This is a genomic window from Sphingomonas sp. R647 (assembly GCF_020177055.1).
Classification (GTDB): Bacteria; Pseudomonadota; Alphaproteobacteria; order Sphingomonadales; family Sphingomonadaceae; genus Sphingomonas.
This window is the reverse complement of record NZ_JAIQXT010000001.1, coordinates 487,137-512,989: the sequence shown is the minus strand read 5'-3', so window position 1 is coordinate 512,989 and position 25,853 is coordinate 487,137. Positions and strand designations below refer to the sequence as shown.

The window sequence follows — 25,853 nt, the reverse complement described above, 5'->3', positions numbered from 1 at the left end:
GACCTCTCAAAGAATGACTGGCAAACCCTTTTCGGAGTCCGCGCAAGCCGCGTCCGGCGGCGTGTGGACGCTGGCGGGCGGGCAGGCGATCATAGCCGAGCCTGATGGCCCTGCAACCATCCTCGTCCCGAGCGAATCGGTGTCGCTGCTGCGCGTCGAGCTGCCGCTGGCGAGCCGGGCGAAGCGGATCGAGGCGCTGCCCTTTGCGATCGAGGACCGGATCGCCGACCCGATCGAATCGGTCCATATCGCGCTGGGCGCAGAAATCGCGCCGCGGACCTATCTGGTCGCGGTGGTGCGGCATGCGCAGATGGCGAACTGGGTCGAGGCGGTGGAACTTGGCGGGCTCGGTCATGCGGCGCTGGTGCCGGATGCGCTCGCGTTACCTGCGCCGGGACCGGGCGAGTGGTGTGCCGAAGCGCGCGATGGCCGGGTGTTGGTGCGCAGTGGCGACGGGACCGGGTTTGCGCTTCCTGCCGCGCTGGTGGGGTCGGCTTGGGAGCGTGCGGGAAGCCCGCGCATCTGGAACTGCGGGCCTGTGACGATCGGGGAGCTGCCGCAAACGCCGTGGACTGGCGGCGGCGGCGGGCTGGCCGATAGGCTGGCAAACCCGGCGATCGACCTGCGGCAGGGTGTTTATGCGCGGCGTGGTGCACGCGGGAGTAGCTGGAAGCGACGGCTGGCATGGATCGCGGCTGCGGGCATTGCGGCGCATGTCGTGATCGCGGCGGCAGACGTGGTGATGCTGCGCGTGATTGCCGAGCGGCGCGCCGAGGATGTGCGGTCGGCGGTGGCGCAGGCGGCGCCGGGCGCCAATCTGTCGGGCGACCTTGAGGCTTCCGTAGTAGGGATGCTGCCGGTATCGGGTCCGCCGCCGGGGCGCTTTGTGCCCGCCGTGACCGCGGCATCGCGCGCGCTGGCGCCGCTGTCGAGCGCAGTGACCGCGCGGGCGATGCGGTTTGAGGGGAATGCGCTGGTGCTCGATATCGAGCCGGGCGCTCCGGATTTGGCCGAGCGCATTCGCGCGGCGTTCCGCGCCGCGGCGGTGCCGGCGCAAATCGGGGCAGGGGCGGATGGTGCAATTCGCGTGACGGTGACGGTATGAAGATCGAACGTTCACCGACCATCGACGCGGCCGTGCTGCGGTTCCAGCAGTGGTGGAGTGGCCTTAGCCCGCGCGAGCGGGTGCTGGTCGGGACGCTGGGTGCGATCCTTGCGGTGCTGATCCTGGTGTTCGGGATCGTCAAGCCGCTCCAGGGCGCGCGCGCCGACGCGATCGCCGATATCCGCAGCCATGAGACGCTGGCGGCGCGGGTGCGCGCGGCGGGGACGTTGGTCGCGCCGGGCACTCAACCCAAGCTCAGCGACGGTCCACCGATCGAGGCAGCGCAGGCGGCGGCGAGCGCAGCGGGGCTCACCGTGACTTTGACCCCCGGTGGTGTAGGCGCGACCGGGCAGGTTGCCGAGGCGAGCTATGAAGCCGTGGTCGGCTGGATCGCTGCGGTCGAGCGCACCACGGTGTTGCGTGCGCGCCGGGTCGAGCTGACCAAAGGTGGCGCGCCGGGCCGGGTGAGCGCGAGCGTGGAGTTCGGCCAGTGAATGCCGTGACGATGGATTTGCCGAGCCTGCCCTATAGCTATGCGCGCAACCATGGCGTCGTACTGCGCGTGGGCGCCGGCGGCGTGGAGTGCGTACATCGGCCCGATGCGGCGCTGGACGCGCTTCTGGAAGTGCAGCGGGTGGCGCCGGGGGCGCGCTTCGTGGCAGTTTCGGTCGCGGAGTTCGATCAGGCGCTGGCGGCGAGCTATTCGGGTAGCGCGGGTGCGGCGGCGGAGTTTGATCTTGGCGGTATGGACCTTGCCGCGCTGGCGGACAGCGCGGCGGCGGTGGACGACCTGCTCGATTCCCGCGACGATTCGCCGGTCATCCGCCTGATCAACGCGCTGTTGCTCGAAGCGGTGAAGGAAGGCGCGTCGGACGTGCATGTCGAGACGCAGGAAAAACGCGTCGTCGTCCGTTTCCGCATCGACGGCGTGCTGCGCGACAAGCTCGAGCCGCGCCGCGAACTCGCGCCGCTGCTGGTCAGCCGGATCAAGGTGATGGCGAAGCTCGACATCGCCGAGAAGCGCGTGCCGCAGGACGGACGCGTGACATTGCGGATCGGCGGGCATGACGTCGATGCCCGTGTCTCGACCATCCCGACCCAGCATGGCGAGCGGGTGGTGATGCGCTTGCTGGAGAAGGGTTCGCTCAGCCTCGACATGGAGGCACTGGGCATGAGCGCGCGCGATCGCGATGTGTTCGCGCGGCTGCTCGAACGGCCGCACGGGATGTTGCTGGTCACCGGGCCGACCGGTTCGGGCAAGACCACCAGCCTTTATGCGGCGCTCCATCGCCTGAACGACCGCAAACGCAACATCATGACGGTGGAAGATCCCATCGAATATGAACTTGCCGGGGTCGCGCAAACGCAGGTGAATGCGCGCACCGGCATGACCTTTGCCCGCGGTCTGCGCGCAATCCTGCGGCAGGATCCCGATGTCATCATGGTCGGCGAAATTCGCGATCAGGAAACGGCGGAGGTCGCGGTGCGATCGGCGATGACCGGGCATTTCGTGCTGTCGACGCTGCACACCAACAGCGCGGTCGGATCGGTGACGCGGCTGATCGACATGGGGGTGGAGCGGTATCTGCTCGCGCCGATGCTGGTCGGGGTGGCGGCGCAGCGGCTGGTGCGGCGGCTGTGCCCAAGCTGTCGGCGGCAGGATGTGGCGAACGAGGGCGATGTCCTGCTGCTGGGTGGCGGTATCCGTGTTGGCGAGACGCTGTGGCGTGCGGAAGGCTGTGACGATTGTCACGGCGACGGCTATCGCGGGCGCGCGGGACTGTACGAGGTCGTTGCGGTGGACGACAAGATTCAGGCGATGATCCATGAAGGTGCGTCCGAGGCCGAGATCGAGGCGCATGCGCGGCGGAGCAACCCGTCACTGCTCGATGACGGCGTCGACAAGGTGCGTGCCGGGGTGACGACGGTCGAGGAAGTTGCGCGCGTGGTGAGGGAAGAGGCGTGACGCTGGTGGCGGGGGGCTGGTGCTAGATGCCCGCATTTTCCTATCGCGCCGCTGATCGCACGGGCGTTCAGAAAAAGGGCACCGTCGAAGCGTCCAGTGCCGCAGCCGCGCGGGCGATGCTGCGCGATCAGGGGCTGCTCCCGCTCGCGGTAGAGGCGGCGGGGGAGCGGCGGTCGATCGGGTCGATCCAGCTGCCCAAGCTGGGCCGCTCCGGGATGAGCGCACGCGAACTGGCGACGGCGACGCGGCAGATTTCGACGCTGGTTGGGTCCGACATTCCGGTCGAGGAGGCGCTGCGGCTTGCGGCGAACCAGTCGGAGACGCAGCGGGTTTCGGGCATCCTCATGGAAGTGCGCGGCGCGATCCTCGACGGGCGAAGCTTTGCCAGCGCGCTTTCGACCCATCCCAAGACCTTCCCCGAATTCTACCGCGCTTCGGTCGCGGCGGGGGAGGCGTCGGGGAAGCTCACCGAAGTGCTCGGTCACCTCGCGCATTTTGTCGAGAACCGGCAAGCAAATGCGCAGAAATTGCAGCTGGCGTTGCTCTATCCCGGGCTGCTGGCGACGGTGTCGCTTGGCGTCATCGTGCTGCTGCTGGTCTATGTCATCCCGGATATCGTCAATGTGTTCGTATCGCGCGGGACCGACCTGCCGCTGCTGACGCGCATCCTGATTGCGGTATCGGGGTTCCTGCAGGCGTGGGGGTTGTATCTCCTGATCGCGGGACTGGCGGCGTATTTCGTGTTCAACCGCTGGGCGGCGGTCCCGGCGAATCGGTTGAAGGTCCATCGCGGATTTACCGAACGCTGGCCGTTCAAGCGCTTTTCGCGCCAGCATAATGCCGCGCGCTTCGCCGGAAGCCTAGCGACTCTGGTCGAGAGCGCGGTGCCGTTGGTCGATGCGTTGCACGCCGCGGCCGCTGTAACGCCGAACCTGTGGGTTCGTGCGCGCGCGATGCACGTCGCGGCGCGGGTGCGTGAAGGCATCAGCCTGCGTGCGGCAATGGGCGAGGCAGGGGTATTCCCGCTGATGCTGACCGCGATCGTCGCCTCGGGCGAGGCGTCGGGGAAGCTGGGGCCAGCGCTGTCGCGCGCGGCGGACGAACTCGATCGCGAACTGGACGCGGTGACCAGCGCACTGGTCGCGCTGGTCGAGCCGATGGTGCTGTTGCTGATGGGCGGCATGGTGTTGATGATGGTGCTGGCGATCCTGCTGCCGATCATCAATCTGAACGATCTGGTGACGTTGTAGCGCCGTTGTCCGCCGTTCATATCGGTAGCGGTACGGTTCCTGACCAAAGGGGAGAGACGTCATGCTGATCGGTTTGATTGCGACGACATTGATCGCGGTATCGCCGCAGGAGGCGCGGATGGGCCGAGGGAAGGCCAGCGTGTCCGACTTGAGCTTTCGTATTGTCGATACGCGCACCGACGGCGCGGTTCGGGAACTTCTGCTTGCTCCCGAAGCGGGCGATGCTGGCGCGGGTGTCGGTACAACTGATCATTTCGTGATGCGCGTGACGTGCGCCAAGGGCGCGGTCGCCAGTGCTTCACTGGTTGGCGCCGGTCAGATCAGCGCGATTACCGGCGGGGCGGTGGCTGGCCGAACCGGAGGCGGCGTCTTCAAGGGCCGTGAAAAAGGATTTCGCGCCGGAGCGACTGCACCGGCCGTGTGGCAGACCCGCGCCGTCGGCAAGGTGATCCGGGCGAGCTATGATCTCGCGACGATGAAAGGGGCGCGGACCAGCGGTACCGCCGTGCCGGTCACCGTGGCACAGGCGGACGCCGCCGCGATCGTCTGCGCGACTTAAAGCGCTCCGGCGATGCTCGCCCCGGCGGGCAATCCGGCGAACGGCAGGACACGCGCGCCCTCAGGCGTCATGCGGATCGTTAGCTGGCCATTTTCGCTGAGCGTCGCGGTCATCAGGATCTGACGCTGCTGGGCGCGGGGGGTGAGGCGGATCTGGGTGGTGGTGCCGATCTTTTCGGAGACCAGCAGCAGCGGCGGGACCGGGACCGGTGCGCCGCCGCCCTTGGGGGTGCAGGTGCCGGCGTCGGTGGTCAGGCGGCCGTCAATGCCCTGGCTCGACCCGCCGACCGCGATCCGGTCGAATTCGAGCTGCATCACCATGTCGCAGGTGAAGGGAAGGTTGGGCTGGAGCGCCTGGAGCAGGTTCGCGTGCGCGCTGCCGCTGACCTTGTCGAGCACGGTGCTGCTGAACCCGGCCAGTGCGCGGCCACCCATATCGGTATCCGGGCCGCTCGCGGTCCAGTCGGCGGCGAAGGCGAGGCTGGTGAGCGTACGCAACGGTGCCCAATGCCATTCGAACTTGCTGCCGCCTGCGACGCCGACTTCGCCATTCCAGACGGTTCCGGCGACGCCGGTGCGCCATGGCTGGTTCTTGACGAACACGCTTGCGGGCATCGTCGCGACCATCGCGAGGGCATAAGCCGCTATGCCCAGCACGACGAAGACGGTAAGACGCCGCCGAGCCGACCAGGATGCCCGTGAAAATGCTGCCGATTCGCCGCCGCGCGCTGCTGACTGCTCTGGGATCGGGGCTGGTATTGCCGTCGGCATTGCTCGCAAGTCCCTCTGTCTTTGCGGCCGACAAGGTCAAGCGTGACAAGCGGCCGGTGGCGTTGCTGCTGCCGCTGAGCGGACCGCGCGCCGCGCTGGGCCTTAGCATGCGTCAGGGCGTGTTGCTCGCTGATTCTGGGCCGGAAATCACTGCTTACGATACCGGCGGAACGGCCGAAGGTGCGGCGCTGGCGGCGCGCAATGCGCTGAAGGCCAAGTGCGCCATGATCCTGGGGCCGGTGACCGCTGAAGAGCTGAACACGGTGACCGCAGAGGTCGCGCGGCGGGTCCCGGTGATCGCCTTTACGAACAACGCGGTAGCGCGCGGGGCGGGCAGCTTCGTGTTCGGGATTACGCCTGCGCAGGTGACCAGCGCGGTGCTGCGCTATGCGCGGTCGCGCGGAGTGCGCAGCGTGGTGGTGGTCGATGACGGATCGCCCTGGAGTGTTGCGGCTGCGCTGGCGGCGGGCAAGGCGCAGGGCGAAGTCGGTCTCGACATTCGCGTGCTGACGGTCGTTGAGGGCCAGCCTTTGCCAGCTGCCGGGGATGCGCCTGATGCTGTATTGTTGCCGGGTAGCAGCGAGACGGTGCTGGCGGCGGCGCGGAACCTGAAGGGGACCGGGGTGCAGTTGCTAGGCACCGTGCAGGCACTCGACCATCGTCCGGCGGCGCTGGAAACGCTCGAGGGCGCGTGGATCGCCAGCCCCGATCCGGCTGCGTTCGGGCGGTTTGCGGGGGAGTTTCGGTCGCGCCATGGCGGCACGCCGGGGGCGTTGGCGGCGCTGGCCTATGATGCGGGCGGGGTGGTCAAGACGCTGCGCGCGAAGGGATCGCTCGACGAGGCGGCGTTGCTGGCAGAGACGAACTACACCTGCGTCACCGGAAATGCGCGCTTCCGCAGTGATGGCAGCGTGGCGCGTGAGCTGGCGATCCTGGTCGCGGGTGCGCAGGGCTACGAGCCGGTGGCGGTGAGCCTGGGGGCGTGAACGATGGAGCTGGCGAGGAGGGGTTTACCCTGCTCGAACTCATCATCTCGCTGGGCCTGTTCGCGTTGATCGCGGTGGCGGGCTTGACCCTGCTCAACAGCGTGATGACGACGCAGGAACGGACCGAAGGGCGGCTCGATCGGACTGCGGCGATTCAGCGGACGATGTTCGTTCTGCAGAGCGACCTCGATCAGATCACGCGGGGTGCGGTCAGTGGCGGGGGTAGCAACGTCGCCTTTACGCGCGTCGCCGCTGGCATGGGCGGGCCGCCGGTGCCGTTGCGCTATGCAGCGACCGGGGGCGCCTTGGTCCGTGCCGCGCCGCAGCCCCAGCTGTTGCTGACGGGAGTGAGCGGGGTGCGCTGGCGCTTTCTCGACGGACAAAACTGGGTCGATCGCTGGCCACCGAATGAGGAGCGCAAGGACGATTGGCCGCGCGCCGTGCAGGTCGAGATGCAGCTGGCGAGCGAACGCGGGCCACAGGGCTCGTTGCGCCGCGTCGTGGTGTTGCCGGTCAAACCACAGGACGAGGCGCAATGAGCCGGCGCGATGACGAACAGGGCATGATCCTGGTGAATGTGCTGATGTTCGTCGCCATTGCCAGCGGGCTGGTGCTGCTGATGATCGGGCGCGAGGAGCTGGCGCTGGACCGGGCGCTGCGCAGTCGTGAGGCGGCGCGGGCGGCGGCGATCGTGCGCGGGGGCGAGCTGTCGGCGCTTGCCGCGCTCCAGCGTGATGCGCTGGCGACGCCGCAGGTCGATCATGCGGGTGAGGCGTGGGCGTCGATCGGGGCGAATGGCGCGACGATCGATGGTGGGACGTTCGACCTGGCGGTCAGCGACGCCGAGGGGCGGTTCAACGTCAACATGCTGCGCAGCGGCGACGCGGTGCCAGTGATCCTGTTCCAGAAGCTGGCGCGGATCGCGGGGCTGGACGAGCAGCAGACGGTGGAGGCGATCGCCTATATCCGCACGCAAGGGCCGGTCAGCGACATCCGCCCGATCCGGCTGATCCCCGGCGCGGACCCGGCAGCGATTGCGCGGCTGGAGCGGATGGTGACGGCGCTGCCCGGCAAGACGACCATCAACTTGAATGCGGCGGACGAGGAACTGCTCGCGTTCCTGATCGGTGATCCGCTCGCGGCGCAACGGATCATCGCGATCCGCAAGCGCAACGGGCAGATCACGTTGCGCGACCTGTCCGATCTGAAGGTCAGTCAGCCGCCGGGGACGGCGTTCAGCTCCAACACCTATTGGGTGCGGGTGCGCGCGAAGGTCGGCGACACGACGCAACAGGGCGCGACGCTGATCCAGCGGCGGCGGAGCGCGCAGGGTGGGGTGACGACGGTGCCGGTCGCGCGCTGGCGCAACGCCGCGCTGCCTCCTGAGGCTCCGGCGCTCGCAGGCGGTTGAAATTCATGTAACTAAGTATCATCTGCGCTGCGAACGAAGGAGTTTGCGATGCGGGTGATGGTGGCGAAGTGGTTTGACGGGCTGGCAGTGGGTGCATCGGCGCTGTGCCTGATCCACTGCCTTGCCCTCCCGCTCCTGATCGCCGCTTTGCCCGCGCTGGCGGGGCGGCTCGATCTGGGGGATGGGTTTCATCTTGGGGTGCTCGCGTTCGCGCTGCCGATCAGCGCCTATGCGCTGGGTGAGGGCTGGCGGCGGCATCGCGGGCTGACGCCGTTGTTTGTCGGTGCTGCTGGGCTGGCGTTGCTGGCGGCAGGGCTGGCGTTCGAGGAGTGGGTTGCGGTCGAGACCGGCGTGACGGTGGCGGGGAGCCTGTTGCTCGCCGGGGCGCATGTGGCGAACTGGCGGGGGCGGGCGGCCTGAGGTCGGGTTAGAGGATTCCCGGCAGGTCCAACCCCATCTCCCCGGAGCAGGTCTTCGCGATCTCATAGCCCGCGTCCGCATGGCGCATCACCCCCGTCGCCGGGTCGTTCCACAGCACCCGCTCCAGCCGCTTGGCCGCTTCGGGCGTGCCGTCCGCGACGATGACCATGCCGCTGTGCTGCGAATAGCCCATGCCGACACCGCCGCCATGGTGGAGCGAGACCCAAGTCGCGCCGCTGGCGGTGTTGAGCAGGGCGTTGAGCAGGGGCCAGTCGCTGACTGCATCTGAGCCGTCCATCATCGCTTCGGTTTCGCGGTTGGGGCTGGCGACCGATCCGCTGTCGAGATGGTCGCGGCCGATGACGATGGGGGCTTCGAGTTCGCCCGATGCCACCATCTCGTTGAACGCGAGCGCGAGGCGGTGGCGGTCGCCTAAGCCCACCCAGCAGATGCGCGCGGGGAGGCCCTGAAACGCGATCCGCTCGCGCGCCATGTCGAGCCAGTGGTGGAGGTGGTGGTTGCCGGGGAGCAATTCCTTCACCTTGGCGTCGGTCTTCCAGATATCCTCCGGATTGCCCGACAGCGCCGCCCAGCGGAACGGTCCAATGCCGCGGCAGAAGAGCGGGCGGATATAGGCGGGGACGAAGCCGGGGAAGGCGAAGGCGTTGGCGACGCCCGCGTCCTTGGCGACCTGACGGATGTTGTTGCCATAGTCGAAGGTGGGCACGCCCATTTCCTCGAACGCCAGCATCGCGCGGACATGGGTGGCCATTGAGGCGCGGGCGGCTGTTTCCACTTCGTGCGGCGCGGTTTCGCGTTTGGCGAACCACTGTTCCAGCGTCCAGCCGGCCGGGAGGTAGCCGTTGATCGGATCGTGCGCGCTGGTCTGGTCGGTGACCATGTCGGGGCGGATCCCGCGCTTGAGCAATTCGGGCAGGATTTCGGCGGCGTTGCCGAGCAGTCCGACCGAGACGGGTGTGTCCGATACGCGAATGATTTCAAGCGCTTCGTCGATATTGTTTGCAGCGCGATCGAGATAGCGGGTGCGCAAGCGCATCTCGATGCGGCTCGGCTGGCATTCGATCGCGAGGCACGAGGCGCCCGCCATCGTCGCGGCGAGCGGCTGTGCGCCGCCCATGCCGCCGAGCCCGGCGGTGAGGATCCAGCGGCCCGACAGGTCACCACCATAATGCTGGCGCCCGGCTTCGACGAACGTCTCGTATGTGCCCTGAACGATGCCCTGCGTGCCGATATAGATCCAACTGCCCGCGGTCATCTGGCCGTACATCGCCAGCCCCTTGCGATCGAGCTCGTGGAAATGCTCCCACGTCGCCCAATGCGGTACGAGGTTGGAGTTGGCGATCAGGACGCGCGGCGCGTCGGGGTGGGTGCGGAACACGCCGACCGGCTTGCCCGACTGGACCAGCAGGGTCTGATCAGCGTCGAGCCGGCGGAGCGTCTCGACGATCTTGTCATAGGCTTCCCAGTTGCGCGCCGCGCGGCCGATCCCGCCATAGACGACGAGGCTCTCGGGCGCTTCGGCGACATCGGGATCGAGATTGTTCATCAGCATCCGCAACGCCGCTTCCGCCTGCCAGTTCTTGGCGGAGAGGGTGGTTCCGGTCGGAGCCTTGATGCGGCGGCTGTTGTCGGTGCGGGTCGTCATGCTTGGGCTTTCGCGAAATCGATGGCGGCGGTGACGATCGGGCGGAGCGTGGCGTGCGCCTGCGCGGCGTGGATGTCGTCCCAGCGCGGCGGCCAGTTGGCGGGGGGCACTTCGGTGACATAGGTACGCATCGCCAGTTCCATCTGGATGGCGTGGACGCCCTTTTCGGGTTCGCCGTAATGGCGTGTGGTCCAGCCGCCCTTGAAGCGGCCATCGATGACATGGCTGCGCTGTTGCTCGGCGCAGATCGCGGCGATGGATTGGGCGAGTTCGGGGGCGCAGGACTGGCCGCTATTGGTGCCGATGTTGAACTCCGGCAGTCGCCCGTCGAACAGCTTTGGCACCACGCTGCGGATCGAATGCGCCTCATAGAGGACGATCGCGGGATGGAGTGCGCGCAGGCGGTCGATCTCGGCGCGCAGGGCGGCGTGATAGGGATCGAAATATGCGCTGCGCCGGCGGGCGATTTCTGCCTCGTCCGGTTCCTTGCCCGGGTGGTAGAGCGGGTCGCCGTCGAAGGTTTCGGTCGGGCAGAGGCCGGTGGTGAACTGTCCGGGATAGAGCGTCGCGCCGCTGGGATCGCGGTTGACGTCGATCACTGTGCGGGAGGTTGTGGTGCGGACGATCGTTGCGCCGAGCTGAAACGCGAAGGCGTAGAGCTGGTCGATGTACAGATCGGCGTCGTAGCGTGCGCGGCTAAGCGAGACGAGCGACGGAGCGATGTCGGCGGGGATTTCGAGGCCGGCATGGGGGACGCTGACGATCAGCGGGCCTTCGTTGCGCGCGGTGACGATCATCCTTCGACTCCCGGAAGTCCGTCGCCCAGCGCGCCGCTGGTCACCAGCGCCGTGGCGAGGGCCATGTCGGGGGCGAAGTGGCGATCGTCCTCCAGCGTCGGCACCTGATCGCGGAGCAGGGTGCGGGCGGCTTCGAGCGGGGCGCTGGAGGTGAGTGGCGAATGGAAATCGCAGCCCTGCGCCGCCGCGAGATATTCGATGCCGATGATGTGCGCGAGGTTGGCGGTCATGGCGAGCAGGCGGCGCGCGCCATGGCCGGCCATCGAGACATGATCCTCCTGATTGGCGCTGGTCGGGATCGAATCGACACTGGCCGGATGCGCGCGCTGCTTGTTCTCGCTGACGAGCGCGGCGGCGGTGACTTGCGGGATCATGAAGCCCGAATTGAGCCCGGGGCGCGGAGTGAGGAACGCGGGGAGGCCCGACAAGGCGGGGTCGACCAGCATCGCGATGCGGCGTTCGGCGAGGCTGCCGATTTCGCAGATGGCGAGGGCGAGCATGTCGGCGGCGAAGGCGACGGGTTCGGCGTGGAAATTGCCGCCGGACAGCGCTTCACCCGTATCGGTGAAGATTAGTGGGTTGTCGGTGACGCCATTCGCCTCGATCGCCAGCGTCGCGGCGGCCTGACGGATCAGGTCGAGGCAGGCGCCCATCACCTGTGGCTGGCAGCGCAGGCAATAGGGGTCCTGCACGCGCTCATCGCCGTCGCGGTGCGAGGCGCGGATGGCGGAGCCGTCCATCAGCCCGGCGAGCGCCGCCGCCACCTCGATCTGGCCGCGATGGCCGCGTACCTGATGGATGCGCGGGTCGAACGGGGTGTCGGAGCCCTTCGCCGCCTCGGTCGACAGCGCTCCGGTGACGAGCGCGGCGCGGAACAGCTTTTCGGTCTCGAACAGCGCGGCAAGCGCGTAGGCGGTGCTGAACTGGGTGCCGTTAAGGAGCGCCAGCCCCTCCTTCGGCCCGAGCGTCAGGCCGCCGAGCATCGTCCGCGCGGGGATGCGGCGCGGGCCCATCTCCACCTCCCCTACGCCGATCATCGCGGCGGCGAGATGCGCGAGCGGGGCGAGGTCGCCGCTGGCACCGACCGATCCCTGCGACGGGATGATCGGGGTGATGCCGCGATCGAGCATGTCCTGAAGCATCGCGATCGTCGCGGGCTTCACGCCGCTATGCCCCTGCGCGAGGCTGGCGAGCTTGAGCGCGATCATCAGGCGCACGACCGGGGCGGGCATCGGGTCGCCGACACCTGCGGCATGGCTGAGCACGATGTTGCGCTGGAGCGTTTCGAGGTCGTCGTCGCCGATGCGGACGCTGGCGAGCTTCCCGAAGCCGGTGTTGATGCCATAGACCGGCTCATGCTTCGCCAGGATCGCCTGCACCGCGTCGGCGCTGGCGGCGACCTTGTCATGGCATGACGGGTCAAGCGGCGCGGGCTCGCCGCGATAGATGGCGTTCCAGGTGCCGAGCGGAGTGCTGCCGGGGACGATCATATGCCTGCGTAGACTCGTGCGTGGAGGGGGTTGGCGGCGATGCGATAGACCAGCTCGGCGGGGTCGGAGATGTCCCAGATGGCGAGATCGGCGGGGCGGCCGGGTTGCAGCGTGCCGCCTTCGATTCCTAGGGCGCGGGCCGCGTTGACCGTTACGCCGCGCAGGCATTCGGCGACGGTCAGGCGGAAGAACGTCGCGCCCATGTTCATCGCCAGCAGGATCGACGCCATCGGCGAAGTGCCGGGGTTGCAGTCGGTGGCGATCGCGATCGGGACGCCCTCGTCGCGCAGGGCCTGAACCGGCGGGCGGCGTTCTTCGCGCGTGAAATAAAAGGCGCCGGGGAGGAGCGTGGCGACGGTGCCGCTGGCGGCCATTGCGGCAATGCCGGAGGCGTCGAGATGTTCGAGGTGATCAGCGGACAGCGCGCCGTGGCGGGCTGCGAGGGCTGCTCCATGGAGGTTGGACAGTTGCTCGGCGTGCAGCTTGACCGGGAGGCCTTGGGCGACAGCGGCTGTCAGGACGCGGTCGGTTTGTTCCGGGGGGAAGCCGATGCCTTCGCAAAAGGCGTCCACGGCATCGGCGAGGCCGAGGGCGGCGGGGATGATGGTGTCGCAGACGAGGTCGACATAGGAGTCCGGGTCGCCGCGATATTCGGGCGGAACCGCGTGCGCGGCGAGCAGGGTGGTGCGGACGCGGACGTTGCGCACCTCGCCTAACCGGCGGGCGGCGCGGAGCATTTTCAGTTCGTCGTCGAGGGTCAGGCCATAGCCGGACTTGATCTCGACCGTGGTGGCGCCTTCGCCGATGAGCTGGTCGAGGCGGGGCAGGGCGCTCGCAATCAGATCGTCCTCACTCGCCGCGCGGGTGGCGGTGACGGTGGACAGGATGCCGCCGCCGGCGCGGGCGATCTCCTCATAGGTTGCGCCGTCGAGGCGGGCCTCAAACTCTTTCGCGCGGTTGCCAGCATAGACGAGGTGGGTGTGGCAGTCGATCAGGCCGGGGGTAATCCAGCGGCCTTCGCAATCGACGATCTCGGTGGCGTCGGGGGCTTCGGCGTCGGGGCCGACATAGCTGATCGTGTCGCCGATCGCCGCGACTGCCCCATGGTCGATCGCACCCAGCCCGTCACCGGTCATCGTCGCCAGACGGGCGTTGCGCCAGAGCTTGTCCGCAGGAGTCGCCATGCGTTTAGTGTTGGACAGTGCGGTCATTATGTCTAGACATATTCGCATGGCGCTCTGGTTCGAAACTGCGTTGCTCGATCATGGCTGGACCGATCGCGTCCGGCTGACGCTGGCGGGTGGGCGGATCGAGCGGGTGGAGGTTGGGGTCGAACCTGAGCGGTCCGATGAGCGGCATTTCGCGGCGTTGCCGGGCCTGCCCAATCTCCACAGCCATGCATTTCAGCGCGCGATGGCGGGGCTGACCGAGGTGCGCGGCGCGTCGAACGACGATTTCTGGTCGTGGCGTGAGTTGATGTACCGCTTCGTGGCCAAGATTGGGCCGGAGCAATGCGAGGCGATTGCCGCACTGGCCTATGCCGAGATGCTGGAGAGTGGCTTCACCCGCGTCGGCGAGTTCCACTATCTCCACCATGCGCCGGACGGGTCGCCTTATGCTGATCCCGCCGAGATGAGCGGGCGGATCGCGGCGGCGGCGGAGGCGACGGGGATTGGCCTAACGCTGTTGCCCGTATTCTATGCGCATGGCGGATTTGGTGGGCAGGCACCGGGCGCGGCGCAGGGGCGGTTTGTCCATGATGTCGATGGCTTTGCCGAACTGGTCGAGCGCGCGGCGGCGAATTTGGCGCAGGATGGCGTGATCGGCATCGCGCCGCACAGCCTGCGCGCGGTGACGCCGGACGAACTGGGCGCGTTGCTGCCGATCGGGAAGGGCGGGCCGGTACACATCCATATCGCCGAGCAGATGAAGGAAGTGGAGGATTGCATCGCGTGGAGCGGCCGGCGCCCGGTGCGCTGGCTGCTCGACGCGGTGCCGGTCGATGCGCGCTGGACGCTGGTGCATGCGACGCATGTCGATGCCGCTGAGGTCGCAGAGATCGCCGCGCGCGGTGCCGTTGCTGGCTTGTGCCCGGTCACCGAGGCCAATCTGGGCGACGGGCTGTTTCCGGCGGGCGCGTTTCTCGATAGCGGCGGCACGATCGGGGTCGGGAGCGATTCGAACGTGCGGATCGATGCGGCGGAGGAGTTGCGGTTGCTCGAGTATGGCCAGCGGCTGACCTTGCGCGGACGCAACCAACTGGCGAGCGATGTCCAGCCTTCGACTGGGGCGCGGCTGTTCGATGTGGCGGTTCGCGGTGGTGGCCAGTCGCTGGGCGTCGAGACCGGGCTAGCGGCAGGGCGTCCGGCCGACATCATCTCGCTGGATCGGTCCGATCCTGCTTTTGCCGAACGCAGCGGCGACGCGCTGATCGACAGCTGGATTTTCGCCAGCCGCCGCCCGATCGACTGCGTGTGGCGCGGCGGCGTCAAGCAGGTCGCGGGCGGGCGGCACCGGCATCGCGAGGCGATCGAGGCGCGCTATCGCACTGCGCTCCGCGAGCTGCTGGCATGAGCATCGAGGCGCGCATTCGCGGCGAGATCGAAGGCCGCATCCGCTCGGGCGAATGGGGGCCGGGAACGCGTGTTCCGACCGAATATGAGCTGATGGAGGCGTATCGCTGCGCGCGGGCGACGGCGAACAAGGCGTTGAGCCGGCTCGCCAGCGAGGGACTGATCGAGCGCAAGCGGCGTGCGGGCAGCTTTGTCGCACGGCCGGCGATCCGCACCCCGGTGGTCGGTGTGCCGGACATCGCCGCACTGATCGCTGATCGCGGTGAGGCCTATCGCTGGGAATTGCTGACGGTGAACCTCCACCGCCGCGCGCCCGCTGGCTTCCCGGTGCGCGGGTCGGGCAGCGGGTGGCTGGTACTGACCGGGGTGCATCATGCCGGGCCTTCCCCGTTCGGCTGGGAGGAGCGCTGGCTCGACCTCGCCGCTGCGCCGGGCGCGGCGGATGCGGATTTTTCCGCGACCGCGCCGGGCAGCTGGCTGCTCGCAAACATCCCGTGGACTGATGCGCGGCACCGGATCGCGGCGGTGGGGGCGAGCGCCGAGGCGGCGGGGCGGCTGAAGCTGACCGAAGGCGCGCCGTGCCTTCAGGTCGAACGCTGGACCTGGCGCGGCAAGGCGCCGGTGACGTTCGCGCGCCAGATCTTTCCGGGCGAGCATTACCAGCTGGTCGAGGATTTCACGCCGCGCGGTTAGCGGCCTGCATGGAGACGAAGATGTTCAACCGCCTGTTCCTGGACCATCCGCGCGATGTCGGCGAGAGCTATGGCGAGCATTTCGCCACCGCCGCCGGTTTCGGGGTGCGGATGGTTGGTGGCGGGCTGGCCTGCATCGTCCATGCGGTCGTGCCTGTGCTGTTTGTGCGGACGGCGAGCGATACGGTGAAGTCGCTCTACGCCACGATGAAGGCGCGCCAGCCAGCCTTTTCCAAAGAGCCGCCCGCCTTCGCCGCCCCTGAATGGCAGCTCGACTACGAGATTTAGGGATATGCGGATCGAGCACGTCGGCATCGTCGGCGCGGGCTTTTCGGGCACGCTGCAGGCGATCAACCTGTTGCGGCACAAGGGCCCGCGCGCGACGCTGATCGAGCGTGCGGCGACGCCGGGCCTTGGCCTCGCCTATGGCGCGGCGCACCCCAGCCATGTGCTGAATGTCCGTGCGGGCAATATGAGCGCCTTTCCCGACCAGCCGGGGCATTTTGCCGACTGGCTGGCGGCGCGCGGGGTGGCGGATGCGGACAACGCCTTTGCCGCGCGGGTGACCTATGGCGCGTATCTGCGCGAATTGCTCGATGCGGCGGTCGCGAGGAGCGGCGGGCGGCTGACCATCGTGCGCGGTGCTGTGGCAGGTCTCGACCAGCAGGAGGACGGCGTTTCGCTGGCGATGGCGGACGGGAGTAGGATCGGCGCCGACGCGGCGGTGCTGGCGGTCGGCAATCTGCCGCCGCACGCCCCGCCGGGCCTCGACCCGGCGGCCCTGCCGGACGATCTCTACAAGGGCGATCCGTGGGCCGGCGATATCGCCGACGGGCTGAACGAGAGCGACACCGTGCTGGTGATCGGCACGGGCCTTACCATGATCGACGTCGCGCTGATGCTGGAGGCGCGCGGCTTTGGCGGGCGGATCGTCGCATTGTCGCGGCGGGGGTTGCTGCCTCGGCGGCATGAGGCTGGCGCGACATGGGACCGGATCGATGAACGCCCTGCTACCGTGGCGTCGGCATTGGTCCGGAAGGTCCGCGCGCGGGCGGCGGAGATCGGCTGGCGCAATGCGGTGGACGAGTTGCGACCGTTTACCCAGCCGATGTGGGCCAATGCGAGCTTGGCAGAGCGCGGCCGTTTCCTGCGCCATTTGCGGCCATGGTGGGACGTGCATCGCCATCGTCTTGCCCCACAGGTGGCCGACCGTCTCGACGCGATGGCGGCGCGGGGGCAACTGCATGTGGTGGCGGGAAAGACGCTCGGGTTCGATGCCAGCGCTGATGGGGTCTCGCTCCACTGGCGGCCGCGCGGTGCGGATACGGCGCAGACGCTTCAGGTGCGGCGCGTGGTCAATTGCACCGGGCCACTGGGCGATCTGGGTCGCACCACGGATCCGCTGCTGGTTGCCCTACGTGAGTCCGGCGCAATCCGGCCCGATGCCGCGCATCTGGGGATCGACGTCAACGGGGCGGGAGAGGTGATCGGCGCAGATGGCCGCGCCAATCCGCGCATCTTCGCGCTCGGCCCGATGACGCGCGGGGCGTTCTGGGAGATCGTCGCAGTACCCGATATCCGCCGCCAGACCTGGGATGTCGCGCGGCGGCTGTCCAACGCGCACTGGGTTGGCGGCGAGGGGCTTTAGGGCGCTATTCGCCGCGCAGGGCGAGCCCGCGGTCGATGTCGCGCGCGACAACGGCGGCCGTCATGCGCGACAACAGCCGCTGCGCCACGGTCCAGGCACCCGGAGTGCGGGAACGTTCGGCGGTGATCAACTGGCTGCCCCAGCCACCGATCAGGTCCTGCATCTCATCCACAGTGGCGACGCGATTGCGTGCGGTCACGACCATCGACGGGAAGGGCAGGGCGATGCCGGGCGAGGCGAGCAGGGCACCTGCTTCGCCGGTGGGTGCGACCGGATCGAACAACAGTGCACCGGCGACTCGCTCCGAATAATGCCGGGGCGAGAGCCGTGCCCACCACGCTGCGGCGGTGCATCCGACGCCTTCGGCGACGAGCAGCACTGCGCGGTCGGCGTGCAACACGGCATCGTCAATGCGGCTGGCCCAAATGTTGCGGCGCGACGCATCGCGCGTGTCGAGCGCGACATGATTGTCGCCGTGCAGGGGCCAGCCCAGCCGGTCGCTCCAAATGGGGGCGCCGGCATGACGGTCGGCGATGGTGAGGACCGAAAAGCGGTCGGCCGGATTGGCGAGGGTCAGCGCGGTCATAAGCGGAAGGTCTCCCGTTCGAACGCGAAACGCTCTGTCGCGGGGCAATGTTGCATGGCCGCGGGCAGGGGTCGCGATAGCGGTTCTATCCGCCACGCAACTATTCCTAGTCAAGTGATAGGTAAATGGTCGGGGAAAGAGGATTCGAACCTCCGGCCCCTGCCTCCCGAAGGCAGTGCTCTACCAGGCTGAGCTATTCCCCGACTGAGCGGCGAAGTCCTTGTCAAAGGCCCCGGGTGGGCAGACCGCGTCGCTTGGAGGCGCGCGTATAGCCAGCACATTGCGGCTGTGCAAGCGCCCCAGCGTGCTTTTTTCAGTCGCCGCGTGCGTCGAGCATTCCGGCGACGCTGGTGAACTTTTCCCGGGGGGAATCGCTGCGCGCGGCGGCGATCTCGGCCGCGTCGATCTTTTGCCAGTCGCGGAAGGTGACGACATCGACGTTGCGTGATGCGAGCAGGGCATCGAGCCCCGGGCGACCTTGCTTGCCGCTGCCGCCCGGTGCGTCTTCGGCGATCTTCTCCGCTATGGCAAAGCCGTCCGGGCGATTGGTGCCGATCGTGCCGGTCGGTCCGCGCCGCGCCCAGCCGACCGCGTAGAGGCCGGGCAGGACGCGGCCTTCGTCATTGGCGAAGCGACCCGCGCGATCGTCATAGGGCACGCCCTCGATCTTCGGGGTGCGGTAGCCGATGCACGAGACGACGAGACCGGCGGGGATCGCATAGGTTTCGCCCGTGCCAATCGCGGCGCCGCGTTCATCGAGCCGCGTGCGTTCGACGATGACCCGTTCGGCGCGGCCATCGCCCTCGATCCGAACCGGCATGGCGTAGAAGTCGAAGATGATATGGACCGGCTTGTCGACAGGTGCCGCGGCGAAGTTGCGCAGATGCGTCACCGCCTTGCGATGACCCGGCTCGAGCAGCGCGTCGTCCAGATTCGGCGGGAAGTCGGCGGGATCGACCACCGGGGCGGCGCGCGTTAGCTTGGCAATCTCACCGAGTTCCTTGGGCGTCATCGCGATCTGGTGCGGGCCACGGCGGCCGAGCAGGGTGATCGTCTCGATCCCCGAGCCGACCAGCGCATTGAGCGCGGGGCTGACGATATCCGATCCGGCGAACTCACCACGCGTCTTGGCAAGGATGCGGGCGACGTCGAGCGCGACATTGCCGTTGCCGATCACGACTGCGCCGGGGCCGCCGAGCGGCGGGTTCAGCGCGGCAAAATCGGGATGCCCGTTATACCAGCCGACGAACGCGGCCGATCCGGTGACGCCGGGAAGGTCTGCGCCGGGGATCTCCAGCGGGCGATCGAACGGGGCGCCGGTCGCCAGCACCACCGCGTCGTACAGCCCCATCAATTCGGGGATCGTCACATCCTTGCCGACCGTGACGTTGCCAACGAAGCGGACCGTGTCGGTGAGCGCCACCGCCTCATACCGCCGCGATACGCTTTTGATCGACTGGTGGTCGGGCGCGACGCCGCTGCGGATCAGGCCGAACGGGACGGGCAGCCGGTCGATGATGTCGACCCGGACATCCTCCCCGAACTGCTTCTGGCATGCCTCTGCGGTATAATAGCCCGCCGGCCCCGATCCGATCACCGCGATATGCCGCATGCCCGGTCCTTTTCTGTTGTTAGCAGAGGCTAGCGGGGAAATGGGGAAGGGCAAGGGGAATGGTCGCCGCCGTGCGGCGCGCGGGGTCAGTGCCCTTTCTGTGGCGTCTCGAGCGCCAGGCGGACGGCGGCGAGCATCTGCGCGTCGGTGAACGGCTTGACCAGCCAGCCGCGCGGGTCGGCCGCTGCGCCACGCGCCCGGATCGCGTCGTCGCAATGCGCGCTGGCGAACAGGCTGGCGATGTTCATGCCGTGGAGCGCGACCGCGGTGTCGATCCCGTCGAGCTCTCCGGCGAGTCGGATGTCCATCAGGACCAGATCCGGGGCGGCGTCGGCCACGCTTTGCAGCGCCTCCTCCCCGCTATCGACGACCGCGAGGACGTCATAGCCAGCGTCCAGCAGCGCCGACTCGACGCTCAAGGCGACGAAGTAATTGTCTTCGACGACCAGAATCCGGGCGCGATCCGCTGTGGGTTCAGGCCCAAAGCCCGGCTCCGATCCCGGCGTGTCTCCGGGGGGCGGAACGGTCATGGTCCAAATCATGGCAGTGTCGAGGCCGATCATTGCGACTCTCCCGCGCGTGGGGCCGGCAACGCAAACCGCGCCATACAGCGCGCGCCGCCCTGATTTTCGATATCGAGCCTGCCGCCAAGCTGGCGGAGCAGCGCGCGGACGAGGCCAAGTCCGGAGGCCCGGCGCTGCGCGTCGGGGCCGGCAATGCCCGGGCCATTGTCGTGGACAATCATCGTGATGTGCCCCGCATCGTGCCGAAATTCGACGGCGATCTGCTGGTTACCCTGCGCAGGCACGCCATACTTGACGGCATTGACCAGCAATTCGTTGAGCACGAGCGCGATCGGGGTGGCAGGCTCGATCGGGAGATCGACCGGATCGACATGTTTCGCGGTTTCGAGCGGGGCGCGGGTCATGCCGGCGAGACTTGCCAGCAGGCTGTTCACCAGCGCCTCGGATCCGATCGTATCAAGTCGTCCCGAACCATAGAGCAGCTGTTGCACCACACTGACCGCCGAGAAGCGGTTGGCGGCATCGCGCAGCGCGAGTTGCGCCTCGTTGCTCGTCGCCTCACGCGCGGCGCCCAGCAGCATTCCGGCGAGCATCTGCATGTTGTTTTTCACCCGGTGCTGCAATTCGCGCAGCAACAGCTCGCGCTCCCGCAGCGATTCCTGAAGCACCGCCTCAGCATGTTTGCGCTGGGTGATCTCGGCATGAAGCTCATGCACCTTGCGCGAGAGAGCGCCGAACCGATCCTCGTCGGTTTCGAGCATGCGCAGCAGGATTGCCGGACCGTCTGACAGGGCGATGCGATTGCCGCGGCATTTCAGCCGCTCGCTACCGCGTGCGTCGGACACGATAAGGGCACCGACCAGCGGTGCAGATGAGCCGAAACAGCGCTGAATGAACCGCAACGCGTCCTGCCCGTCGCCCGCCAGGCGATCGAACAAAGAGTGACCCGGAAGATCGCTGCCGAGCCGCTGTTGGGCAGCCCGGTTCAGACCGAGCACGGTTCCGTCCTGGGACACGACCAGCGTCGCTTCCGCCAGCCCGTCCAGCAGGGCCTTTGCATCCTGAGACAGCAGCGTGGTCACCGTCCGTGATAGGCGCGCGCGGTCAGCGGAAGGTCGTCGCTCGCGCGCAGATAGACGGTCACGCGACAATCGGGATGCCCCTCGGCGATCGTCCGTTCCAGATCGACTGCGGCATAGCCCAGATTCTGTGCGGCGATGTGGCCGAATACGTTGGAGGTCATCATGCACAGCGACGGGCGGTCGCGCACCAGTTCGCCGAACGGGCAGGCGCGATTGCCAAGCACGATCCGATCCTCGGTCTCTTCGATCACGAAGAAATCACCCTGAATGCGGCGTTTGAGGTCGATCAGCACGTCGGTGACCTGCGCCCGCGTCAGGCGATCGACGGCGAGCGCGCTGCGATATTGGTGGTCGATCTGTTCACCGACCGCGACGCCGACGACGCTGATATAGCCTGATGCGTCATCGAGGCCGACTACGTCCTGCAGCGTCCCGGCGAGTTCGCGGATCAACGTCCGCGAAAACACATCGCGTTCAAGCGGCAGATCGAGTTCAGATGCTTGCATGCGCCATCGCCCCCTGTTTCGGCTCGACGCGTTATGCTTGCGTGAAGCAAGTCAAATTCGTCGTCGCCGAGATGCGGTGTCCGCCAACGTCGGTCAGCCGCCGCCGCTTAACCGTCTGTCCCGAGTGAAGGCCAAATCCGGAACCGACGCAAGGGGTTATCCGAATGGGACAGATCCACCTCGCCGCTGCATGGGGACGGACGAACCTGTCCCCATGCGGCTGACGATATGACCTTACTGGTCGAGGAAGCTGCGCATCTTGCGGCTGCGGCTTGGGTGCTTGAGCTTGCGCAGCGCCTTTGCCTCGATCTGACGGATGCGTTCGCGCGTCACGCTAAACTGCTGGCCGACCTCTTCGAGCGTGTGATCGGTGTTCATCCCGATACCGAAGCGCATGCGCAGCACGCGCTCCTCACGCGGGGTGAGGCTGGCGAGGACGCGGGTGACCGTTTCCTTGAGGTTCGCCTGGATCGCGGCATCGACCGGGATGATCGCGTTCTTGTCCTCGATGAAGTCGCCGAGGTGCGAATCTTCCTCGTCGCCGATCGGCGTTTCGAGGCTGATCGGCTCCTTGGCGATCTTCATCACCTTGCGGACCTTTTCGAGCGGCATCGAGAGGCGCTCGGCCATCTCTTCCGGCGTCGGCTCGCGGCCCTGCTCGTGCAGGAACTGGCGGCTGGTGCGGACCAGCTTGTTGATCGTCTCGATCATATGGACCGGGATGCGGATCGTGCGCGCCTGATCGGCGATCGAACGCGTGATCGCCTGACGGATCCACCAGGTCGCATAGGTGCTGAACTTGTAGCCGCGGCGATATTCGAACTTATCGACCGCCTTCATCAGGCCGATATTGCCCTCCTGAATCAGATCCAGGAACTGCAGGCCGCGGTTGGTGTACTTCTTGGCGATCGAGATCACGAGGCGGAGATTGGCCTCGACCATCTCCTTCTTCGCGATGCGTGCCTCGCGCTCGCCCTTTTGCACCATGTTGACGATGCGGCGGAATTCGCCGAGCGCCATGCCGGTCTGCTGGCTGATTTCAGAGACTTCGACGCGGATGCGATCGACGGCGGCGGCCTCATTCGTGACGAACGCGGCCCACTTCTTGTCGAGCTTTGCGACCGACTCCAGCCAATGCTCGTCCATCTCATGGTCGACATAGCGGTCGAGGAAGTCCTTGCGGCTGACCTTGTGGCGCTCGGCCAGGCGCAGCATCTGGCCGCCCAGCGCGGTCAGGCGCCGGTTGTAGCTGTACAGCTGATCGACCAGATATTCGATCTTGGCGTTGTGGAACTGGACGCTTTCGACCTCTGCGGTCAGCTCTTCGCGCAGCTTGTGGTATTTTTTCTCGTCGCTCGCGGACAGCTCGCCGCCCGCCGCCATCGCGTCGAGCCGGTTCTGCTGAACCTTGCTGAACTTCTTGTAGATCGCGGTGATGTTCGCGAAGCGCTCGAGCGCCTGCGGCTTGAGCGTCTCTTCCATCTGGGCGAGGCTGAGGGTGTTGTCCTCTTCTTCCTCGTCCGAAATGCGCGGGGCGCGACGTTCGGTCAGCTCATCGTCTTCATCGGCAGGAGCCTCTTCGGGCTCTTCCTCTTCCTTGAAGCTGGCGCCGGCGGTCTTCTCGCTGATCTCGCCATTATCATCGGCCTCGGCACCCTCGACCTGCTCGGCCGACGGTCCCTTGGACAGCATCGCGTCGAGATCGAGAATCTCTCGAAGCTGCATCGTGCCTTCGTTCAGCGCGTTGGACCAGCCGATGATCGCATTGAAGGTGATCGGCGATTCGCACAGGCCCAGGATCATCGTGTCCCGGCCGGCCTCGATTCGCTTGGCGATCGCAATCTCGCCCTCACGGCTGAGCAGCTCGACCGCGCCCATCTCGCGCAGATACATGCGCACGGGGTCGTCGGTGCGATCGACGACCTCCTTCTTCTTCGCGATTTCAAAGGCGGGTTCGTCGTCCTTGCTCTCGGCATCGACCTCGTCGGGCGTGTCGTCCTCGGGCTGGTCGTCCTCGCCGACATCCTCATTTTCGACGACGTTGACGCCCATGTCGCTGAGCGCGGACATGACGTCTTCAATCTGGTCAGTCGTGAACTGATCCTGCGGGAGCATTTCGTTGAGCTGGTCGACGGTGATGTAGCCGCGCTTTTTGGCGCGAGCGACCAGCTTCTTGATGGAACCTTCGTTGAGATCGATCAGGGGCGCGTCGCCCGTCTCGGTCGAATCCCCATCGTCTGCCATATTTGCCTTAGCCATCGACTGCCTTTGAAATCATATGGCGGCAATTATACGCCGCCCTAATCACCTAATTACGTCTCGTCCGCAAGCATCAGATTAGCGAGCCGCATTTCCAGCTCCGCCTTTCGCCGTACCAGCGCGACCTGACGCTCGAATGCCTCGTCACTGAAACGCGCCTGCACCGCCGCAGTTGCCTCTGCCAGCGCCGCCTCGACCTGAGGCCGGGCTGCCAGCACCGCGATCGCCTCGCCAAGGTCGAGCGCGGCCCGTCCCGCATCCCATTCCTTCTGGGTGAAGGTGAAGGGAAGCTGGTCGGCGCGCAGCAACTCCGCTGCTTGTGAATCGAAACCGGACGTCGCCAATATGGTACGCAGCCGCGCGCTATCAAGCGCCCGATCCTCCAGCGCGACATCGACCACGGCCTCGAACAGCCGACCGAGCGCGCCATCAGCATGGGCGAGGCTGGTCAGCGTCTCAACGTGACGCGTGATCTCGGCGGGATGGCGGATCAGGCCGGCGAGCACCGCCTTGGCCAGAACCCGGTCGATCCCGCCCGTGCCCACCGCATGGGCCGCCGGGCTGGGGGGCGGTTCCGGCGGCTGCCAGCGCTGACCCGGTTTGAACGGCCCGCGGCTCTGGTTGCGGGGCGTAAAGGTGCGCGGGGGCGGCGCGAAGTGTTCGTCGACGCGGCGGCGGAACTCGTTGACATATTCATGGCGGACATTGCCGTCCTGGATCGTCGCGGCGAGGTCGGACAGGCGGCGCTTGAGGCCGGCGCGCGCCTCGGGCGTATCGACCGGCTCGGCGGCGAGTTCGTGGGTCCAGAGGCGATCGGCGAGCGGCTGGGCAGAGCCGAGCAGCGCCTCGAACGCCTGCGGTCCGGATGCGCGGACCAGATCGTCGGGGTCTTGGCCCGGCGGAAGCGTGACGAAGGCGAGGCTGCGGCCCGGCTGGAGCAGGGGCAGGGCGCGATGCGCGGCGCGGATCGCCGCCTTTTGCCCGGCATTGTCCCCGTCGAAGGAGAGATAGGGCACGTCGGCCATGCGCCATAGCCGTTCCAGCTGGGTCTCGGTCATCGCGGTGCCGAGCGGGGCAACCGCCTCGCCAAAGCCCGCCTGTGCGAGCGCGATCACGTCCATATAGCCCTCGACCGCGATCACCCGCCCGGCCTTGCGCGATGCGGCGGAGGCGCGATCGAGATTGTAGAGGGTGCGGCCCTTGTCGAAGAGCGGTGTTTCGGGGGAGTTGAGATATTTCGGCTCGCCCTCACCGATGATCCGCCCGCCAAAGCCGATGATGCGACCGCGCGCATCCTTGATCGGGATCATCAGGCGGCCGCGGAAGCGGTCATAGGGTTCCTTGCCCTCAACCTGGATCAGCAACCCCGCCTCGACCAGCATGGCGTCGCCATAGCTTTTGAGCGCCTCGCGCAGCTTCGTGCGGGAGTCAGGCGCGTAGCCCATGCCGAAGGTGCGCGCGGTTTCTGCGGTGACGCGGCGGCGCTCAAGCAACGCCCGCGCTTCCGCCCCGGCGATGCCGTGGAGCTGGTCGGAGTAGAATTTGGCCGCGTCCGCCATGACCTCGTGCAGCCCCTTGGCGCGCTCGGCGCGCTGCGCGGCGCGAGGGTCGTCGGCGGGCATGTCGAGCCCCGCGGCCTGCGCCAGCTCCTTGACCGCATCGATGAACGGCAGCCCATCATGCTCGGTCATCCACCGGATCGCATCGCCATGCGCGCCGCAACCAAAGCAGTGATAGAAGCCCTTGTCGTCGTTGATCGTGAACGACGGCGTCTTCTCATTATGGAAGGGGCAGCACGCCTTGTGCTCGCGGCCCGCGCGCGTGATTTTCACGCTGCGGCCGATCAGGGCGGACAGCGTGGTGCGGGCGCGCAGCTCGTCGAGAAAGGCGGGCGTGAGGCTCATGGGGCTGAGTCGGACATGCCCAACCCTTGCCCGGCCCGCAAGCGGGG

General features: G+C 67.3%; 25 protein-coding genes and 1 tRNA gene. 13 read left to right on the top strand and 13 right to left on the bottom strand.

Annotated elements, in window-relative coordinates:
* Positions 1-13 precede the first annotated feature (13 nt).
* The 5 genes from gspL (at position 14) to K9B35_RS02360 (ending at position 4,880) form a co-directional block, all read left to right on the top strand.
* Positions 14-1,105 carry a type II secretion system protein GspL gene (gene gspL / locus K9B35_RS02385; protein WP_224920200.1) on the top strand — a complete coding sequence of 364 codons (1,092 nt, stop codon included), beginning with the start codon at positions 14-16 and terminating at the stop codon, positions 1,103-1,105.
* A complete protein-coding gene (gspM, locus tag K9B35_RS02380; RefSeq protein ID WP_224920199.1) occupies positions 1,102-1,599 on the top strand; it encodes a type II secretion system protein GspM in 498 nt (165 codons plus the stop codon). The genes gspL and gspM overlap by 4 nt, the downstream gene beginning before the upstream one ends.
* An 11-nt stretch (positions 1,600-1,610) precedes the next feature.
* Positions 1,611-3,071, top strand: coding sequence for a GspE/PulE family protein (locus K9B35_RS20125; protein ID WP_263622234.1), 1,461 nt, complete (start codon positions 1,611-1,613; stop codon positions 3,069-3,071).
* A gap of 26 nt (positions 3,072-3,097) precedes the next feature.
* Entirely contained in the window at positions 3,098-4,321 is a 1,224-nt protein-coding gene (locus K9B35_RS02365) for a type II secretion system F family protein (protein WP_224920198.1), read from the top strand.
* A 61-nt stretch (positions 4,322-4,382) separates the two neighbouring features.
* Positions 4,383-4,880, top strand: a complete 498-nt coding sequence (locus tag K9B35_RS02360) for a hypothetical protein (RefSeq protein ID WP_224920197.1) — start codon at positions 4,383-4,385, stop codon at positions 4,878-4,880.
* Here K9B35_RS02360 and gspN read toward each other — a convergent pair.
* Positions 4,877-5,506 carry a type II secretion system protein N gene (gene gspN, locus K9B35_RS02355; RefSeq protein ID WP_224920196.1) on the bottom strand — a complete coding sequence of 210 codons (630 nt, stop codon included), beginning with the start codon at positions 5,504-5,506 and terminating at the stop codon, positions 4,877-4,879. The two genes, K9B35_RS02360 and gspN, sit on opposite strands and share 4 nt — an antisense overlap.
* A gap of 77 nt (positions 5,507-5,583) precedes the next feature.
* On the opposite strand from gspN, the gene K9B35_RS02350 reads away from it, so the two are divergent.
* The 4 genes from K9B35_RS02350 to K9B35_RS02335 are packed head-to-tail and all read left to right on the top strand — an operon-like array spanning position 5,584 to position 8,467.
* Positions 5,584-6,636: an ABC transporter substrate-binding protein gene (locus K9B35_RS02350; protein ID WP_224920195.1), complete on the top strand. Its 1,053-nt coding sequence runs from the start codon at positions 5,584-5,586 to the stop codon at positions 6,634-6,636.
* Positions 6,633-7,175 (top strand): type II secretion system protein GspJ, encoded by a 543-nt coding sequence (locus K9B35_RS20260; protein ID WP_224920194.1) that lies wholly within the window; start codon positions 6,633-6,635, stop codon positions 7,173-7,175. The genes K9B35_RS02350 and K9B35_RS20260 overlap by 4 nt, the downstream gene beginning before the upstream one ends.
* Positions 7,172-8,047 (top strand): general secretion pathway protein GspK, encoded by an 876-nt coding sequence (locus K9B35_RS02340; RefSeq protein WP_224920193.1) that lies wholly within the window; start codon positions 7,172-7,174, stop codon positions 8,045-8,047. Before K9B35_RS20260 ends, K9B35_RS02340 begins: the two co-directional genes overlap by 4 nt.
* A gap of 48 nt (positions 8,048-8,095) precedes the next feature.
* Positions 8,096-8,467 carry a MerC domain-containing protein gene (locus K9B35_RS02335; protein WP_224920192.1) on the top strand — a complete coding sequence of 124 codons (372 nt, stop codon included), beginning with the start codon at positions 8,096-8,098 and terminating at the stop codon, positions 8,465-8,467.
* Positions 8,468-8,474: 7 nt separating this feature from the next.
* Here K9B35_RS02335 and hutU read toward each other — a convergent pair whose 3' ends face one another.
* From hutU to hutI, 4 genes are read right to left on the bottom strand one after another with little or no spacing between them, the layout of a single operon-like run.
* Entirely contained in the window at positions 8,475-10,133 is a 1,659-nt protein-coding gene (gene hutU / locus K9B35_RS02330) for a urocanate hydratase (RefSeq protein WP_224920191.1), read from the bottom strand.
* Positions 10,130-10,930, bottom strand: coding sequence for an N-formylglutamate deformylase (gene hutG / locus K9B35_RS02325; RefSeq protein ID WP_224920190.1), 801 nt, complete (start codon positions 10,928-10,930; stop codon positions 10,130-10,132). The genes hutU and hutG overlap by 4 nt, the downstream gene beginning before the upstream one ends.
* Positions 10,927-12,420 (bottom strand): histidine ammonia-lyase, encoded by a 1,494-nt coding sequence (gene hutH / locus K9B35_RS02320; protein WP_224920189.1) that lies wholly within the window; start codon positions 12,418-12,420, stop codon positions 10,927-10,929. The genes hutG and hutH overlap by 4 nt, the downstream gene beginning before the upstream one ends.
* Positions 12,417-13,604, bottom strand: coding sequence for an imidazolonepropionase (gene hutI / locus K9B35_RS02315; protein WP_224920188.1), 1,188 nt, complete (start codon positions 13,602-13,604; stop codon positions 12,417-12,419). Before hutI ends, hutH begins: the two co-directional genes overlap by 4 nt.
* Before the next feature lie 46 nt (positions 13,605-13,650).
* Between hutI and K9B35_RS02310 the strand changes: the two genes are divergently transcribed.
* From K9B35_RS02310 to K9B35_RS02295, 4 genes are read left to right on the top strand one after another with little or no spacing between them, the layout of a single operon-like run.
* Positions 13,651-14,994 carry a formimidoylglutamate deiminase gene (locus K9B35_RS02310; RefSeq protein WP_224920187.1) on the top strand — a complete coding sequence of 448 codons (1,344 nt, stop codon included), beginning with the start codon at positions 13,651-13,653 and terminating at the stop codon, positions 14,992-14,994.
* Positions 14,991-15,686 (top strand): UTRA domain-containing protein, encoded by a 696-nt coding sequence (locus K9B35_RS02305; protein WP_224920186.1) that lies wholly within the window; start codon positions 14,991-14,993, stop codon positions 15,684-15,686. Before K9B35_RS02310 ends, K9B35_RS02305 begins: the two co-directional genes overlap by 4 nt.
* An 8-nt stretch (positions 15,687-15,694) precedes the next feature.
* Entirely contained in the window at positions 15,695-15,973 is a 279-nt protein-coding gene (locus tag K9B35_RS02300) for a DUF6356 family protein (protein WP_412103429.1), read from the top strand.
* Positions 15,974-15,977: 4 nt separating this feature from the next.
* A complete protein-coding gene (locus K9B35_RS02295) occupies positions 15,978-17,333 on the top strand; it encodes an FAD/NAD(P)-binding protein (RefSeq protein ID WP_224920185.1) in 1,356 nt (451 codons plus the stop codon).
* A 4-nt stretch (positions 17,334-17,337) separates the two neighbouring features.
* Here K9B35_RS02295 and K9B35_RS02290 read toward each other — a convergent pair whose 3' ends face one another.
* The 8 genes from K9B35_RS02290 to dnaG form a co-directional block, all read right to left on the bottom strand.
* A complete protein-coding gene (locus K9B35_RS02290) occupies positions 17,338-17,919 on the bottom strand; it encodes an alpha/beta hydrolase (RefSeq protein WP_224920184.1) in 582 nt (193 codons plus the stop codon).
* A gap of 126 nt (positions 17,920-18,045) precedes the next feature.
* Positions 18,046-18,122, bottom strand: a tRNA-Pro gene (locus tag K9B35_RS02285).
* A gap of 110 nt (positions 18,123-18,232) precedes the next feature.
* Positions 18,233-19,531: an FAD-dependent oxidoreductase gene (locus K9B35_RS02280; protein WP_224920183.1), complete on the bottom strand. Its 1,299-nt coding sequence runs from the start codon at positions 19,529-19,531 to the stop codon at positions 18,233-18,235.
* 86 nt (positions 19,532-19,617) lie between these two features.
* The gene (locus K9B35_RS02275; protein ID WP_224920182.1) at positions 19,618-20,061 is read right to left on the bottom strand and encodes a response regulator; all 444 of its coding nucleotides are present in this window, start codon (positions 20,059-20,061) and stop codon (positions 19,618-19,620) included.
* 29 nt (positions 20,062-20,090) lie between these two features.
* Entirely contained in the window at positions 20,091-21,137 is a 1,047-nt protein-coding gene (locus K9B35_RS02270; protein WP_224920181.1) for a sensor histidine kinase, read from the bottom strand.
* Positions 21,134-21,643, bottom strand: coding sequence for a methanogen output domain 1-containing protein (locus K9B35_RS02265; protein ID WP_224920180.1), 510 nt, complete (start codon positions 21,641-21,643; stop codon positions 21,134-21,136). The genes K9B35_RS02270 and K9B35_RS02265 overlap by 4 nt, the downstream gene beginning before the upstream one ends.
* A 234-nt stretch (positions 21,644-21,877) precedes the next feature.
* Positions 21,878-23,902, bottom strand: coding sequence for an RNA polymerase sigma factor RpoD (gene rpoD / locus K9B35_RS02260; protein WP_224920179.1), 2,025 nt, complete (start codon positions 23,900-23,902; stop codon positions 21,878-21,880).
* A gap of 53 nt (positions 23,903-23,955) precedes the next feature.
* Positions 23,956-25,806, bottom strand: coding sequence for a DNA primase (gene dnaG, locus K9B35_RS02255; RefSeq protein WP_224920178.1), 1,851 nt, complete (start codon positions 25,804-25,806; stop codon positions 23,956-23,958).
* Between the last annotated feature and the right edge of the window lie 47 nt (positions 25,807-25,853).